At 68.8% G+C, this 14,269-nt stretch carries 14 protein-coding genes; 6 read left to right on the top strand and 8 right to left on the bottom strand.

The annotated features are described in order from the left end of the window. Positions 1-103 precede the first annotated feature (103 nt). Positions 104-499, bottom strand: coding sequence for a hypothetical protein (locus ACIBJH_RS22150; RefSeq protein ID WP_399118555.1), 396 nt, complete (start codon positions 497-499; stop codon positions 104-106). Positions 500-615: 116 nt separating this feature from the next. Here ACIBJH_RS22150 and ACIBJH_RS22145 point away from each other — a divergent pair, with 116 nt between their 5' ends. Next, positions 616-1,464 (top strand): helix-turn-helix transcriptional regulator, encoded by an 849-nt coding sequence (locus ACIBJH_RS22145; RefSeq protein ID WP_399118554.1) that lies wholly within the window; start codon positions 616-618, stop codon positions 1,462-1,464. After that, positions 1,461-1,715 (top strand): DUF397 domain-containing protein, encoded by a 255-nt coding sequence (locus ACIBJH_RS22140; protein WP_399118553.1) that lies wholly within the window; start codon positions 1,461-1,463, stop codon positions 1,713-1,715. Before ACIBJH_RS22145 ends, ACIBJH_RS22140 begins: the two co-directional genes overlap by 4 nt. Positions 1,716-1,893: 178 nt before the next feature. Here the strand turns inward: ACIBJH_RS22140 and ACIBJH_RS22135 are convergent, their stop codons facing one another. The 3 genes from ACIBJH_RS22135 to ACIBJH_RS22125 form a co-directional block, all read right to left on the bottom strand. Beyond that, a complete protein-coding gene (locus ACIBJH_RS22135; protein WP_399118552.1) occupies positions 1,894-2,184 on the bottom strand; it encodes a hypothetical protein in 291 nt (96 codons plus the stop codon). Positions 2,185-2,237: 53 nt separating this feature from the next. Further along, entirely contained in the window at positions 2,238-4,058 is a 1,821-nt protein-coding gene (locus tag ACIBJH_RS22130) for a bifunctional metallophosphatase/5'-nucleotidase (protein ID WP_399118551.1), read from the bottom strand. Positions 4,059-4,244: 186 nt separating this feature from the next. Next, a complete protein-coding gene (locus ACIBJH_RS22125) occupies positions 4,245-5,528 on the bottom strand; it encodes an adenylosuccinate synthase (protein WP_399118550.1) in 1,284 nt (427 codons plus the stop codon). A gap of 187 nt (positions 5,529-5,715) precedes the next feature. On the opposite strand from ACIBJH_RS22125, the gene ACIBJH_RS22120 reads away from it, so the two are divergent. Continuing rightward, complete coding sequence (locus ACIBJH_RS22120; RefSeq protein WP_399118549.1) at positions 5,716-6,576, top strand: diacylglycerol kinase; 861 nt, start codon at positions 5,716-5,718, stop codon at positions 6,574-6,576. Here the strand turns inward: ACIBJH_RS22120 and ACIBJH_RS22115 are convergent. From ACIBJH_RS22115 to ACIBJH_RS22105, 3 genes are read right to left on the bottom strand one after another with little or no spacing between them, the layout of a single operon-like run. Further along, positions 6,557-7,165: a Uma2 family endonuclease gene (locus tag ACIBJH_RS22115; protein ID WP_359611679.1), complete on the bottom strand. Its 609-nt coding sequence runs from the start codon at positions 7,163-7,165 to the stop codon at positions 6,557-6,559. The two genes, ACIBJH_RS22120 and ACIBJH_RS22115, sit on opposite strands and share 20 nt — an antisense overlap. Positions 7,166-7,200: 35 nt before the next feature. Continuing rightward, positions 7,201-7,968, bottom strand: coding sequence for an ethanolamine ammonia-lyase subunit EutC (eutC, locus tag ACIBJH_RS22110; RefSeq protein WP_399118548.1), 768 nt, complete (start codon positions 7,966-7,968; stop codon positions 7,201-7,203). After that, positions 7,965-9,353, bottom strand: a complete 1,389-nt coding sequence (locus ACIBJH_RS22105) for an ethanolamine ammonia-lyase subunit EutB (RefSeq protein ID WP_399118547.1) — start codon at positions 9,351-9,353, stop codon at positions 7,965-7,967. Before ACIBJH_RS22105 ends, eutC begins: the two co-directional genes overlap by 4 nt. 160 nt (positions 9,354-9,513) lie before the next feature. Between ACIBJH_RS22105 and ACIBJH_RS22100 the strand changes: the two genes are divergently transcribed. After that, positions 9,514-11,025: an APC family permease gene (locus ACIBJH_RS22100; protein ID WP_399118546.1), complete on the top strand. Its 1,512-nt coding sequence runs from the start codon at positions 9,514-9,516 to the stop codon at positions 11,023-11,025. Positions 11,026-11,144: 119 nt separating this feature from the next. Here ACIBJH_RS22100 and ACIBJH_RS22095 read toward each other — a convergent pair whose 3' ends face one another. Then, positions 11,145-11,639: a GbsR/MarR family transcriptional regulator gene (locus ACIBJH_RS22095; protein ID WP_399118545.1), complete on the bottom strand. Its 495-nt coding sequence runs from the start codon at positions 11,637-11,639 to the stop codon at positions 11,145-11,147. 74 nt (positions 11,640-11,713) lie between these two features. Between ACIBJH_RS22095 and ACIBJH_RS22090 the strand changes: the two genes are divergently transcribed. Together ACIBJH_RS22090 and ACIBJH_RS22085 are read left to right on the top strand one after the other, a co-directional pair. Beyond that, on the top strand, positions 11,714-12,607 hold the full coding sequence (locus ACIBJH_RS22090; protein WP_399118544.1) for an ATP-binding cassette domain-containing protein: 894 nt from the start codon (positions 11,714-11,716) through the stop codon (positions 12,605-12,607). Next, positions 12,604-14,208: an ABC transporter permease gene (locus ACIBJH_RS22085; RefSeq protein ID WP_399118543.1), complete on the top strand. Its 1,605-nt coding sequence runs from the start codon at positions 12,604-12,606 to the stop codon at positions 14,206-14,208. Before ACIBJH_RS22090 ends, ACIBJH_RS22085 begins: the two co-directional genes overlap by 4 nt. The last annotated feature ends 61 nt before the right edge of the window (positions 14,209-14,269 follow it).

Genomic DNA, 14,269 nt, shown 5'->3' with positions numbered 1-14,269 from the left:
GTTCCAGCACCGCGGGGGCGTTTTTGTTGCCGTGACTCTATGCGCACACAAAGCGACGAACGCAAGCCGTAACCGGCTTTCCCTGGGCGGGAGTTGGCGTTGTTCACTCTTGAGGGTGAAGGGCGGTGCGCAGGAGCAGGGTGTGGACGAAGTGGTCCGGGGTCGTCGGGCGGTAACGCCAAGTCAGGGGCCAGGTCTGGCCGTTGAGGGCCGGGACCGGGATGTACGAGATGTGGTTCGGGCCGGCGGTGAGGCGGGTTACTCCGGGTGGCCAGGGGCGGTGGGACGTGCTGCCGACCGGGACCAGGAAGTAGACGGCCCTGTTGCCCGTCGCCTCCTCCACGACCGGTCCCGGCGCCCCTCTCGTCATGCGGGCGAGCCTGTCCGCCAGGTCTCTGCCCTCGTCGCCGTCCACCCGTACCGCGTCGAACTGGACCCCTGCCTTGCGGAGTTGGATGCCGGTTGCCGGGATCCATTTCAGGTCACTTTGCGTATCCATACGGATAGTTTCGGCAGGTCCGGCTAGCGTCTTCCATAACTCTGCGTCGACCGTCCGCAACGGTTGGATACGGGTGCGGGGTGCTGCTGACCGGTTGAGTTCGGTTGAGTTCGGGGGTGACCGCGATGGCGCGGGCAGAGAACAAGACGGAGGCGAGTGGCGTGGCGCGTCTTGTCGCCCTCCTCGCGAAGGCACTGCGTGAGCAACACGGCCTGACTCAGGTGGAGTTGGGCAAGCTGACCGGTTACACCGGGTCCGCCATCAGCGCGATGGAGACGTGCGCGCAGCCCGCGAGCGACGAAATGCTCGTCAAGCTGGAGGAGACGATCGGGGGTGGGATGCAGGTCTTCGAAGAGGCCCGCACCTACGTCCTGCTCGACAAGTACCCGCCCCAGTTCAAGAACTTCGCGCTGATGGAGGCGGAGGCGGTGACGCTGTCGTCGTATCAGACATACGTGGTCGGCGGCCTCTTCCAGACCGAGGACTACGCCCGGGCCCTGATCGGCGGCGGTTTCCCCAAACTCCCCGACGCCAAGGTGGAGGAGCTGGTCGAGGCTCGCGTGACCCGCCGGAAACTCTTCGACCGTGATCCGACCGCCATGATCGAGCTGATCCTCGACGAGTCGGTGTTGAGGCGGCCGTTGGCGAGTTGGGACGTTCACCGCGGGCAACTGCGCTCGCTCGCGGAGGACGCGGAGCGGGACAATGTCAGTGTCCAGGTGGTCCCGCTGGAGAGAGCGTTGCGGGGCGGCCACGCGGGAACGCGCGGCGACATGGTCCTGGTGGTGACGAAGGAGCACCGCCACGTCGTCTACCTGGAGATCGAGGACGAGAGCGTCCTGATCAGCGATCCCTCGAAGGTGGCCCAACTCTCGCACCGCTATGCGAAGATCCGTACGCAGGCTCTGAGCCCGGACGACTCCCTGAGCCTCATCCGGAAGTTGGCAGGAGAAGAGCGCGCATGACCAGCAACCTGCAGTGGTTCAAGTCGAGTTACAGCAACGACAGCGGCGGCGAATGCCTCGAAGTCGCCTTCGACTGGCGTAAGTCCTCGTACAGCGACGGCGGCGGCGGGAACTGCGTCGAGATCGCGGCCTGCCCCCACACCACGATCCACATCCGCGACTCCAAGAACCCGGGGCTTGGGATGGTCACCGTTTCCGATGTGGCCTGGTCCGCCTTCCTCACCCCCCACCCCCTCCCCGAAAAAGTGTGACCCTTTCAGGCGAAACCGACACATGCGCGCGCCCCGGCGCGTAGGTGTCACCCACATCGCGAGGCCGGCCGACTCCAACCGCCGGTTCTTCTACCGGAATTGGGCCTCTCCCCAGGTGCTGCTGCGCGCACTTGCTGACGTACGAGCCGCCCTCCGAGGCCGAACGGGCCCGACCGACCTACAGGTCTTGCAGGAACCACAGGGACAGGGTCAGCACCGCGACCCCGCGTACTACGGCCGACGTCAGGATCACGCCTCGGAGTCTTCCGGCGCGCAGCCACAGCGCCCATGTCACCAGCAGCGACAGCACGACCGTGAGGATCAGCGCCACGGCGTCGGGCACCGCGTACAGGGCGTCGCGGTGCGCCCACACCAGGGCCGACCACCACACCACGGCCGCCGTGCTGAGCACGGACTCCAGGATCAGAGCGGTGCGGGCCTCGCCCCGCCCCAGGACTGCCATGGACATCCGTGCTCCTCACGCTCGGCGCAGAAGATGGGTACAGAAGGTGGGTGCGGAGTCTAGAAGACCGCCGTCCCCGCCTGGGTCAGCTTCCAGTTGGAGGCCGCGAACGTCGACGGGTCGATGGTGCCCTTGGCCGTGGCGTAGGCGATCATCAGGTCGCGGACCTGGTTGGTGGAGCTGTAGGCGGACTCCGCGGCGGCGATGTGCGGGTAGCCGCTGCCGCCGTTGGCGCGGTAGTTGTTGACCGCGACGACGAAGACCTGGTCGTCGGGGATCGCGGCGCCGTTGTAGGTGAGGTTCTTGATGCGGGAGCCCTCGGCCGCCGCGATGTCGATCTCGTAGGAGACGCCCGCCGCCGTGTCGTACATGTAGTCCCAGAAGCTGTTGGCGTTCGTCAACGTCGAAGTGTCCACCGCCGTACCGGCCGGGACCTGGTGGTAGTACTTCGCCGCGTACTCCAGGTAGTCCTTGAGCTGGGCGCCGGTGAGCTTCTTGCCGTAGAGGGTGTTCTCGTAGATGTAGAGGCCGGCGACGTCGCGGATGGTCACGTCGCCCTTGGGGATGTCGGCGGTGCGGCTGAAGCAGGCCGCCACCGAGATCAGCGGGAGCGCGGCGTCCGCCGCCGACAGGCCCGCCTTCACCGTCTCCATCTGGACCTCGTGGATGAAGTCGATGGCGGGGACGTCCTTCCAGCAGGCCTCCGCGGTCGACATGTCCACGGTGCTGGTCCCGATCGCCGTGTTGACGTACTTGACGACCAGGTCGTGGTCGGCGGTGAGGAGTTCGGTGATCCTCTTGTCCTCCGCGACCGTGTTGCTGTTGAGCGTGGTCGCCGTCTTACTGGTGATCTTCCAGCAGCCGCGCACGAGTTCCAGCTCGAAGTCGAACACGGACAGGCGGTAGCCGTAGCAGTACGGCTCGGACAGGAGGACGTCCTCGCCGGTCTCCTCGTTCTTCACCGTGTAGGTGGGGACGTCGACGTGGGTGTGGCCGACGAGGATCGCGTCGATGCCCGGAACCTGCTGGGCGACCAGGTTCGACGCGTTCTCCACGTACGGGAGTTCGTCCCCCCACGACGTCGAGCCGTCCAGACCGGAGTGGTCGGTGAGGAAGACCACGTCACAGCCGAGCGCGCGCAGCCTCGGCACGTACTTCTTCGCCTGCTCGACGAGCCCCGGGAAGACCAGCTTGCCGCTGACGTTGTCCTTGTCCCACAGCGCGATACCCGGGTTGGTGAGGCCGAGGATGCCGACCTTGATGTCGGGCGCACCGGGCACCTTGATGCGCTTGACCGTGTAGGGCTCGAACGCGGGCTTCAGGGTCTTCGCGTCCAGGGCGTTGGCGCCGAGCAGCGGGAAACGACACTGCTTCTCGAAGGCGCGCAGCACGTCCACGCCGTAGTTGAACTCGTGGTTGCCGAGAGCGGCGGCGTCGTAGCGCATCTCGTTCATGGCGACGGCCATGGGGTGCTTGGGGCCGCGCTTGCCGTCCTTGCCCGTGATGGGGTCGACGTTCGCGTAGTAGTACGCGAGGGACGTGCCCTGGATGATGTCGCCCGCGTCGACGAGCAGCACCCGGTCCTCGCCCTTCTCGGCGCGCAGGTTCTTGACCAGGGTGGCGATGCGGGCGATGCCGTAGGTGTTGCCCTTGGAGTCCACCGGGGCGGCGTTGGTGTAGTAGTCCCAGTTGAAGACGTGGCTGTGCAGGTCGGTCGTGCCCAGGATCGAGAACGACCAGGTCTTCGGCTTGGGCTTCGGCTTGTGCCGGTCGGCGGCCTCGGCCGGGGTCACCGCCGCCGTCCCCGCGACGGCCACGACAGCGCCGGTGACGGCGGACTTCTGCACGAACTCACGGCGGTTCATGGGATTGACGGGCATTCAGGGCTCCTGGAAGGGCACAGAGGTCGGGTGGTGCATGCGGGGCGCGGCGGGCTACCCGCGTAGATGCTGGCCTCCACCTGTTACCGGCGTAACCACGGACAGCCCAAGGGCCGGTCAAGGTTTCCCAAGACCGGCCCAAGTGCCGCCGTCTGCCGCTGCTCCGGCCGCGGCTCAACCGTCGCCCTAGATGAACGAGTTGATCTCGATCGTCTCCGTACGCCCCGGTCCGACACCGATCGCGGAGATCGGCGCGCCCGACATCTCCTCCAGCGCCTTCACGTACGCCTGCGCGTTCTTCGGGAGGTCCGCGAAGGTCTTGGCCTTCGTGATGTCCTCGTTCCAGCCGGGCAGGTTCTCGTAGACCGGCTTCGCGTGGTGGAAGTCGGTCTGCGAGTACGGGAGTTCCTCGACACGCTTGCCGTCGATCTCGTAGGCCACACAGACCGGGATCTGCTCCCAGCCGGTGAGGACGTCGAGCTTGGTGAGGAAGAAGTCGGTCAGGCCGTTCACGCGGGTCGCGTAGCGGGCGATGACCGCGTCGAACCAGCCGCAGCGCCGGTCACGGCCGGTGGTGACACCCCGCTCGCCGCCGATGCGGCGCAGCGCGTCGCCGTCCGCGTCGAACAGCTCCGTCGGGAACGGGCCCGAGCCGACCCGGGTCGTGTAGGCCTTCAGGATGCCGATGACCCGGCTGATCTTGGTCGGGCCGACACCCGCGCCCGTGCACGCGCCGCCCGCGGTGGGGTTGGAGGACGTGACGAAGGGATAGGTCCCGTGGTCGATGTCGAGGAGGGTGCCCTGCCCGCCCTCGAAGAGGACGACCTTGTCGTCGTCGAGCGCCTGGTTGAGGACCAGAACGGTGTCCGCGACGTAGGGCTTGAGGCGGTCCGCGTAGGACAGCAGCTCCTCGACGACCTGCTCGATGGCGATCGCGCGCCGGTTGTAGAGCTTGGTGAGCATCTGGTTCTTGATGTCGAGGGACGCCTCGACCTTCTGCGTCAGGATCGACTCGTCGTAGAGGTCCTGGACCCGGATGCCGACGCGGTTGATCTTGTCCGCGTAGGTGGGCCCGATACCGCGGCCCGTCGTCCCGATCTTCCGCTTCCCGAGGAAGCGCTCCGTCACCTTGTCCACCGTCACGTTGTAGGGCGTGATGATGTGAGCGTTACCGCTGATCAGGAGCTTGGACGTGTCGACGCCGCGCTCGTTCAGCCCGTTCAGCTCGGAGAACAGGACCGACGGGTCGACGACGACACCGTTGCCGATGACCGGAGTGCACTCCGGTGTGAGGATCCCGGAAGGGAGCAGGTGAAGGGCGTACTTCTGATCGCCCACGACTACCGTGTGGCCGGCGTTGTTGCCGCCCTGGTAGCGCACCACATAGTCGACGGACCCACCTAGCAGGTCCGTCGCCTTTCCCTTGCCTTCGTCACCCCACTGAGCACCGAGCAGCACAAGTGCGGGCACGCGCGTACACCCCTTCCGGGCGGGGCATGTCCAAGGTCAGAGACGTACGCCGCACAGCGTGTGCCTCGTACGTCAGCGACCCTCGTCGGCCGCAACCCGTCGGACCGGATGCCCCGGAATAGACGAAGCCCCTGGCGCAATAGCGCAAGGGGCTCTTGCACAAAGATGCTACCCGAGGAAGCGAGGCATGGCCGAGGTGGCGACTTTCGCGACTTCCGATCAGCTCCTGGTCGTCATCGATCCGGTCGCCCGGCGCACCGACGGAGAGTCCGTCCGCATCGCGAAAGACGTGCTCAGCGCGGGTGCGGCGACCAAGGTGTGCATGCCGGAGGGGCCCGAGGAATTCGCCCGGGTCCTGGCCCGGCGGGGCTCACGGCGACCGGTGCTGGTGGGCGACGACCGGGCCCTGATGCGGACCGTGTCCCTGCTGTACCGCCAGCGGGAGCTGGCCGGATGCGCCCTCTCGATGGTGCCGGTGGGCGGCGCGCTCTCCCTGGCGGGGGCGCTGGGGGTGCCCACGGGGGCGGTGGCGGCGGCGCGGGCGGTGCTCGACGGGGTCGTACGGCGGATGGACCTGCTGGTCGACGACAGCGACGGGGTGGTGCTGGGCGCGCTGCGGATCCCTTCCCTCCCCTCCCCCGCGGTGCCCTCGCCCGCCGGCACCGGCCACGCGTCCTGGCTGCGGACCTGCCAGTCGCTGGTACGGACCCTGGTCCCGGCCCGCCCGTCACGGGAGCCGCTCGTCGGTGTCCCCCGTTTCGGACCGGCCCGGCTACGCGTCGAGGTCGACGGCGTCACCCTGGTCGACCTGGACCAGCCGGTGGAAACGGTCACCGTACGCCCGACGGCCTCGGGCCTGGCCGAGGTGGAGGTACGCCCGGTGTCGGTGGGCGCGGAGGCGTCACCGCTGTGCGCGCGAGGGCGGTCGGTGACTGTGTCCGGGGCGGATTTCCGGTACCGGGCGGACGCGGTGGTGGCGGGGCCGGTGCGGACTCGGACGTGGGTGGTCCGGGAGGGGGCTTGGGGGCTTACTTTGCCGACGGTGTAGGGGGCTCGAAGCCGGTGGTGTCGAGGGTGCAGTCGAAGGGAGCGGGGATGGGGAGTTCCTCGCCGAACGGCACCGTGCAGTGCGAGTCGTATCCCTTGCCGGAGGGCGTCCAGAAGACGGTCGCCTGCTCCTCCTGCATGTCGAGGACCAGGTAGACGGGGACGCCCGCCCTGCCGTAGACGCGAACCTTGTCGGTCAGGTCGTCGCCACGCGTGGACGAAGAGGTCAGCTCGGCGACGAAGGCGAGGGCCTCGCCGTCCAGGTGATTGCTCAGCGACTCGAACGTCCGCTGGTGTGCGACATAGATGTCGGGCCCGTAAGCTCGCTCATCACCCGGGAAGACGTACAGAAACGGGCTGGAACCGATGCGGTGCTCTTGCGGTGCATGCGGCCTCAGCCGATCACACACCAGATCCATGACACGGAAGTAGTACGCCCTCGACCACGGCGACACGACGATGCTCCCCCTGATGATCTCGGCCTTGTAGCCGTCCGGCACATGCAGCTCGTCGAGGACGTCCAGAAGCTCCTCGAAGTCGCTGTGGGGCTCAGTGCCGTCGATCACCGGTCGCTCTGCCATGAGTGTCATGATGCGCCCTCCCCTTGATGCGGACCAGCCGCAACTCAGAGTAGCCGCCCACTTACTTCCATGTGATCGGATTCATCCTTCAACCCCACCCCCGTGATCTCCAACTCCCGCGCCCTCCCCATCAACCCCGCCAGCTTCCCCGCCGCCAGCTCATACGTCAGCCCCAACGGCGGCCGGATGTTGCTCAGGCAGTTCCTGTCCGCGTCCGTCGTGACCCCCGGCTTCGGGCGGTACGTCAGGTATGCGCCCAGGGAGTCCGCCGCCGACATCCCGGGGCGTTCGCCGACCAGAACCACGACCATCGTCGCGCCCATCGCCGAGGCGACGTCGTCGCCGAGGGCCACGCGGGCCTGTTCCGCGAGGACAACCGGGGCCACCTGCCAGGACGTCGGCAGCAGGGCCGTCGTCGCCCGGACCATCGCCGCCGCGTGCTCGTGCACCGCCCGGCTGGACAGCCCGTCCGCGACGACGAAGACCACGTCCCAGTCGCCGACAGGCAGGTGCGCGCGGTCGGCGGGGTCCAACCGGCGCCCCAGGTCGGGGCGTTGGAGGTATGTGAGCCGGTCGGGTGCCGCGCTGCGCACCCGTACCGTCGGCTCGCCGCCCAGCGCCGCGGCCACCACGTCCGGCGCGAACGGCGAGTGGACCGCGTCCCGCGCCGCCGCGTGCGCGGCCTGCAACTCCAGCCGGTGGTGGGTCGGGAGGCCCGAGCCCGCCCGCCCCAGGCCGATCCTCGCCTGCGTGTGGCGGCGCAGGGTCGGCCACAACTCCCCGCCCGCCAGCTCCACTTGACCGGTCGTCATGCCGCCAGTTCCCTTCCGATCGCCGTCAACGGGTGGGCCGTAGCCGATACGTCCCGAATCTCGCCGCTCTCACCCAGCAGGCCGATGCCGTCGAGCCACGCCTCGAACTCCGGTGCCGGGCGCAGTCCCAGGACCTCGCGGAGGTACAACGCGTCGTGGTACGAGGCGGATTGGTAGTTGAGCATGATGTCGTCGCCGCCCGGGGTGCAGATCACGAAGGCCGCGCCGGCCACGCCGAGCATGGTGAGCATCGTGGCGATGTCGTCGTCGTCCGCGTCGGCGTGGTTGGTGTAGCAGATGTCCAGGCCCATCGGCAGGCCGAGCACCTTGCCGCAGAAGTGGTCCTCCAGGGCGGCGCGGAGGATCTGCCGGCCGTCGTAGAGGTACTCCGGGCCGATGAAGCCGACCACCGTGTTCACGAGCAGCGGGTCGTAGCGGCGGGCGACCGCGTACGCCCGTGCCTCCACCGTCTGCTGGTCCACCCCGTGGTGCGCGTCGGCGGAGAGCGCGCTGCCCTGGCCGGTCTCGAAGTACATGACGTTGGAGCCGACCGTGCCCCGGCCGAGCGCCTTCGCCGCCTCGTGGGCCTCGTCCAACAGCCCCAGCGTGACGCCGAAGGACGCGTTGGCCGCCTGGGTGCCCGCGATGGACTGGAAGACGAGGTCGACCGGCGCCCCGCGCTCCATCAGGTCCATGCTGGTCGTGACGTGGGACAGGACGCAGGACTGGGTGGGGATGGCGTACCGCTGGATGACCCCGTCGAGGAGTTCCAGCAGGTCCCGTACCGCCTTGGGGCTGTCGGTCGCCGGGTTGATGCCGATGACCGCGTCGCCGGAGCCGAGCAGCAGCCCGTCGAGGAGGGCCGCGGCCACGCCCGCCGGGTCGTCGGTGGGGTGGTTGGGCTGGAGCCGGGTGGCGAGCCGCCCCGGCAGCCCGATCGTCGACCGGAAGGCGGTGACGACCCGCACCTTGCGCGCGACGGCGACCAGATCCGCGTTGCCCATCAGCTTGGACACGGCCGCCACCATCTCCGGCGTCAACCCGGCTGCTACAGCGGCCAGTTGAGCGGAGTCGGCCGCCAGCAGCCACTCCCGGAACCCGCCCACGGACAACCCGCCCACCGCAGCGAACGCACCCGCGTCATGCGTGTCGACGATCAGCCGGGTCACGTCGTCGGTCTCGTAGGGGATCACCGGCTCGGCGAGAAAGGCGGTCAGCGGTACGTCCGCCAGCGCCCACCGCGCCGCCACCCGCTCCTGGGCACTCTCGGCCGCCAGCCCCGCCAGCCGGTCGCCGGACCGCTCGGGGCTCGCGGCGGCGAGCAGCCGCGCGAGGGAGCCGAAGCGGTAGCGGTGGCCGCCGAGGGTCGAGGTGTACGTACTCATGACGGCGACCGTACGAGGCCCGTGTTGCCACCGGATTTCCTCAGATTTCTAAAGGTCTGGTTGACAAACATTTAACGCGCCGCAACCCTTGCCCGACTCATTCGGCCGACAGAGTTCCGCACCGTAGACCCACCCGAGCAGCAGGAGAGGAGCCATCCCGATGGCAGTGGACGAAGGACTCGCCCCCGCGGCGAACACAAGCGAGGACGGCGCCGTTCACCGGCTCAAGCCCAACGCCATCGGCCTGCTGGGCGTGGTCTTCATGGCCGTCGCGACTGCCGCCCCGATCACCGCGATGACCGGCAACGTGCCCTTCATGGTCTCGTCCGGCAACGGCATAGGCGCCCCGGCGAGCTACCTCGTCGCAATGGTCGTCCTGGCAATCTTTTCCGTCGGCTTCACCTCGATGGCCAAGCACATCACCTCGACGGGCGCCTTCTACGGCTTCATCTCCTACGGCCTGGGCCGCACCGTCGGCCTCGCCTCCGGCCTCCTCGCCACCTTCGCGTACGTCGTGTTCGAGCCGGCGCTGATCGGCATCTTCTCGGTCTTCGCCACCGGAACCCTCAAGGACCAGACGGGACTTGACGTCCCGTGGTGGGCCTGCGCGATCGTGATGCTGGCCGTCAACGCGACGGGCACCTGGTTCGGCGTCTCGGTCGCGGAGAAGCTGCTCGTCGTCCTCCTCGGCACGGAGGTGACCGTCCTGGCCGCGATGGCGATCTCGGTCGCCCTGCACGGCGGCGGCCCGCACGGCTTCACCTTCGCCCCGGTCAACCCGGTCAACGCCTTCAAGGGGACGAGCGCCGGACTCGGTCTCTTCTTCGCCTTCTGGTCCTGGGTCGGCTTCGAGTCGACGGCCATGTACGGCGAGGAGTCCCGCGACCCCAAGAAGATCATCCCCAAGGCCACGATGATCTCGGTCCTCGGCGTCGGCGTCTTCTACGTCTTCGTCTCCTGGATGGCCATCATCGGCAACGGCGAGACGGAGGCCGTCAAGGTCGCCTCGTCCGCGAACCCGCTCGCCCTCTTCTTCAACCCCACCGAGCACTACGTCGGCCACTGGGCGGTCGACCTCATGCAGTGGCTGATGATCACCGGCTCGCTCGCCTGCGGCATGGCCTTCCACAACTGCGCCAGCCGCTACATGTACGCGCTGGGCCGCGAGGGCGTCCTCCCCTCCCTCAAGAACACCATCGGCCGCACCCACGCCAAGCACGGCTCCCCGCACATCGCGGGCTTCGTACAGACCGTGATCAGCGCCGCCCTGATCCTCGCGTTCTGGGCCACGAGCAAGGACCCGGCCAACGCGATGTACGTCCTGCTCGCCATCCTCGGCACGATGGCCATCCTGGTCGTGCAGGCGGTGTGCTCGTTCGCGGTACTGGCGTACTTCCGCACCCACCACCCCGAGAGCCGCCACTGGTTCAAGACCTTCACCGCCCCGCTCCTCGGCGGCATCGCGATGCTGGCGGTGGTCCTGCTCCTCGTCTCCAACATGAGCGTGGCGGCGGGCGCGGAGTCCGACTCACTCCTCCTGAAGGCAACGCCCTGGCTGGTGGCCCTGGTCGCGGCGACGGGCATCGGCTACGCCCAGTACTTGAAGCGCCGGTCCCCTGAGCGCTACGCCTTGCTCGGCCGCACGGTCCTGGAAGAAACCAAGGAGCGCTAACGGCCTTTGTCTTTTGTCTTCAGGGGCGCGGGGAACTGCGCGACCAGCCCACCACCGGGCCGCAGACGAGTACGAATCTGCGGGAGCGTCGTGGCTGGTCGCGCAGTTCCCCGCGCCCCTTAGGCGAGTCCACCGAAGCGCGTTTCACGGTGAACCCGCCACCGCTCCATCATCGCCACGATCTCCACGTCGACGAACTCGAAGAACGCGAGCGTCTCGGCCATCCGACGCCCCGCAGGCGTCTCCGCGCCTAGGCTGTTGACCCCTTCCCGCAGAGCCCCCTCCCACCGCTTGATCAGGGCCTCGCGATTGGTCAACGCCTCGTACCACTGATCTCCGTGCACCACATACCGCTCCCGACGCGACCCGGGTTCCCGCTCGCGCGAGACCATGTGCGTCTGGGCCAGATACCGCACCGCCCCAGAGACCCCGGCCGGGCTGATCCGCAGTTGTTCGCCCAGCTCCGCCGAGGTCATCGCACCGTCGTCGGAAGACAGCAGCGCGGCGAACACCCGCGCTGGCATCCGCTGCATACCGGCCTCGACAAGCTGCGCCGCGAAACCTTCCACGAATTTCGAGACCGCCTCCTGGTCCCGCTCCGTCCCATCCGTCATAGATCCAACCTTACCCGCGCTTCATACACTTCCTTAACTTCACAAAGTTCTGAAAGAAGCGTACGTTCGGCTCCATGACGAAGGCAATCACCGTCTCCGGACTGCACAAGTCGTTCGGTAAGACACAAGCCCTCGCCGGCCTCGACCTGGACGTCGAGACCGGCGAGGTGCACGGCTTCCTCGGCCCCAACGGCTCCGGCAAGTCCACGACGATCCGCGTCCTGCTCGGCCTGCTGCGCGCCGACTCGGGCGCCGCCCAGCTCCTGGGCCGCGACCCCTGGGCCGACGCGGTCGAACTGCACCGCCGGGTCGCCTACGTCCCCGGCGACGTCACCCTCTGGCGCAACCTCTCCGGCGGCGAAGTCATCGATCTCTACGGCAAGTTGCGCGGCGGCCTCGACAGGACCCGCCGCGCCGACCTGATCGACCGCTTCGAACTCGACCCCACCAAAAAGGGCCGCACGTACTCCAAGGGCAACCGCCAGAAGGTCGCCCTGGTCGCCGCGTTCGCCTCGGACGTCGACCTGCTGATCCTGGACGAACCGACCTCGGGCCTCGACCCGCTCATGGAGGAGGTCTTCCAGCGCTGCGTGGAGGAGGAACGCGACCGGGGCCGGACGATCCTGCTCTCCTCCCACATCCTCAGCGAGGTCGAGGAGTTGTGCGACCGCGTGAGCATCATCCGCAAGGGCCGCACGGTGGAGAGCGGTTCACTGGCCGACCTGCGCCACCTCACCCGCACCAGCGTGAGCGCCGAACTCACCGGCCCGCCCAACGGATTGGCCGCCCTTCCCGGCGTGCACGACCTCGACGTACAGGGCCATCGCGTCCGCCTCCAGGTAGAGACGGACCAACTCAACGCCGTACTGCGGTCGTTGAGCGACTCGGGCGTACGGTCGCTCACCTCGAAGCCACCGACGCTGGAGGAACTCTTCCTGCGCCACTACCAGGAGCAGGGGTCGGAATGACGACCGCCACGTTCGCCCTGCGCACCGGCGGCTCACGCCAACTCGCGGGCACCGGCGCCCTGTTGCGCTTCAACCTGCGCCGCGACCGGGTGGTGATCCCGGCCTGGGTCGCGGTGACGGCCCTGCTGGTCCTGTCCCTCCCCGGCTCCCTGAAGAGCGTCTACTCCACCCCGGCCGAACGCGCCGACATCGCCCGCCAGATGCTCACCAACAGCTCGCTCCGCGCCACCTACGGCCCGGTGTTCAGCGACTCCCTGGGCGGCCTCACCGCCTGGCGCATCGGCGGCTACGCCGCGATCCTCGCCGGGATCATGAGCCTGATCGTCGTGGTACGGCACACCCGTGACGAGGAGGAGAGCGGCCGCCAGGAACTGGTCTCCTCGGCGATGGTGGGCCGCCGCGCCCCGCTGACGGCGGCCCTGCTGACGGCGTTCGTCGCCGACTCCGCGCTGGCACTGCTGATCACGGCCGGGCTGGCCGGCCAAGGCACGGCGGGAGCCCTGGCCCTCGGCCTCGGCATCGGCGGAGTGGGCATGGTGTTCGCGACGCTCGCGGCGATCGTCGCGCAGTTCACGGACAGCGGGAGGCTGGCGAAGGGCCTGACCGGCGGCCTGGTCGGAACGGCGTTCGTGCTCCGGGCAGTGGGCGACGCGACGACCAACGACGCCTCCTCGCCCGCGACTTGGATCTCCCCGATCGGCTGGCTGGAGAACCTGCGCCCGTTCGCGTCCGAACGCTGGTGGGTGCTCGGCCTGTTCGCGGCGGCGGCGCTCCTCCAAGGCTCCCTGGCCTACGAGTTGGCAGGCCGCCGGGACGTTGGCATGAGCTTCGTACCCGCCCGCCCCGGCCCGGCGAACGGCCGCCTCGGCACGGCGGCGGCACTGGCCTGGCGCCTCCAACGGGGCAGCGTCCTGGGCTGGAGCCTCGGCTTCTTCGCGGCCGGGGTCGCCTTCGGCGGCATCACCAAGGGCGCGGCGGACCTGGTCGGCGACAACGCCAGGACCCGCGAGATCATCGAGCGGATGGGCGGCCAGTCCGGCATCGAGGACGCGTTCCTGGCCACGATGGTCGGTATGTTCGGCATGCTGGCCGCGCTCTACGCCGTCTCGTCCGTCCTACGCCTGCACAGCGAGGAAACGACCGGACGCGCCGAACCGATCCTCGCGAACGCGGTGGGCCGCCTGCGCTGGGCGGCCGGCCATCTGACGATCGCCTTCGCCGGCGCGGCCCTGATCATGCTCCTGAGCGGCCTGGGCCTCACCCTCGGCTACGGCGCCGAGCCCGGCCCCATCCTCGCCGCCACCCTGGTCCAACTCCCGGCGATCTGGACCCTGGGCGCCCTCGCGGTCCTCCTCCACGGCCTCTCCCCCCGCCTGTCCCCACTCTCCTGGGCAGCGGCCGGCCTCGCCCTCCTCCTCGGCTGGATCGGCCCCGCGCTGAACCTCCCCCAGGCGGTCCTGGACCTCTCCCCCTTCGGCCACCTGCCGAAGCTGCCGGGCGGGGACATGGCGTGGGGAGCGGTGGCGGCCCTCACGGGGATCGCCGCCGCCCTGGTCGCCGTAGGACTGGCGGCTCTACGGCGACGCGACCTCACGACCTGATCGCGCCGGGTGCGGGAACCTCCGGCGCGGCGGACAGCCGGGCGGCGCGGCAGCATCCGGG

Source organism: Streptomyces sp. NPDC050548 (assembly GCF_044457385.1).
Lineage (GTDB): Bacteria > Actinomycetota > Actinomycetes > Streptomycetales > Streptomycetaceae > Streptomyces.
Note: the sequence above shows the minus strand (reverse complement) of the source record. Positions and strands in the feature narration are given on the sequence as shown.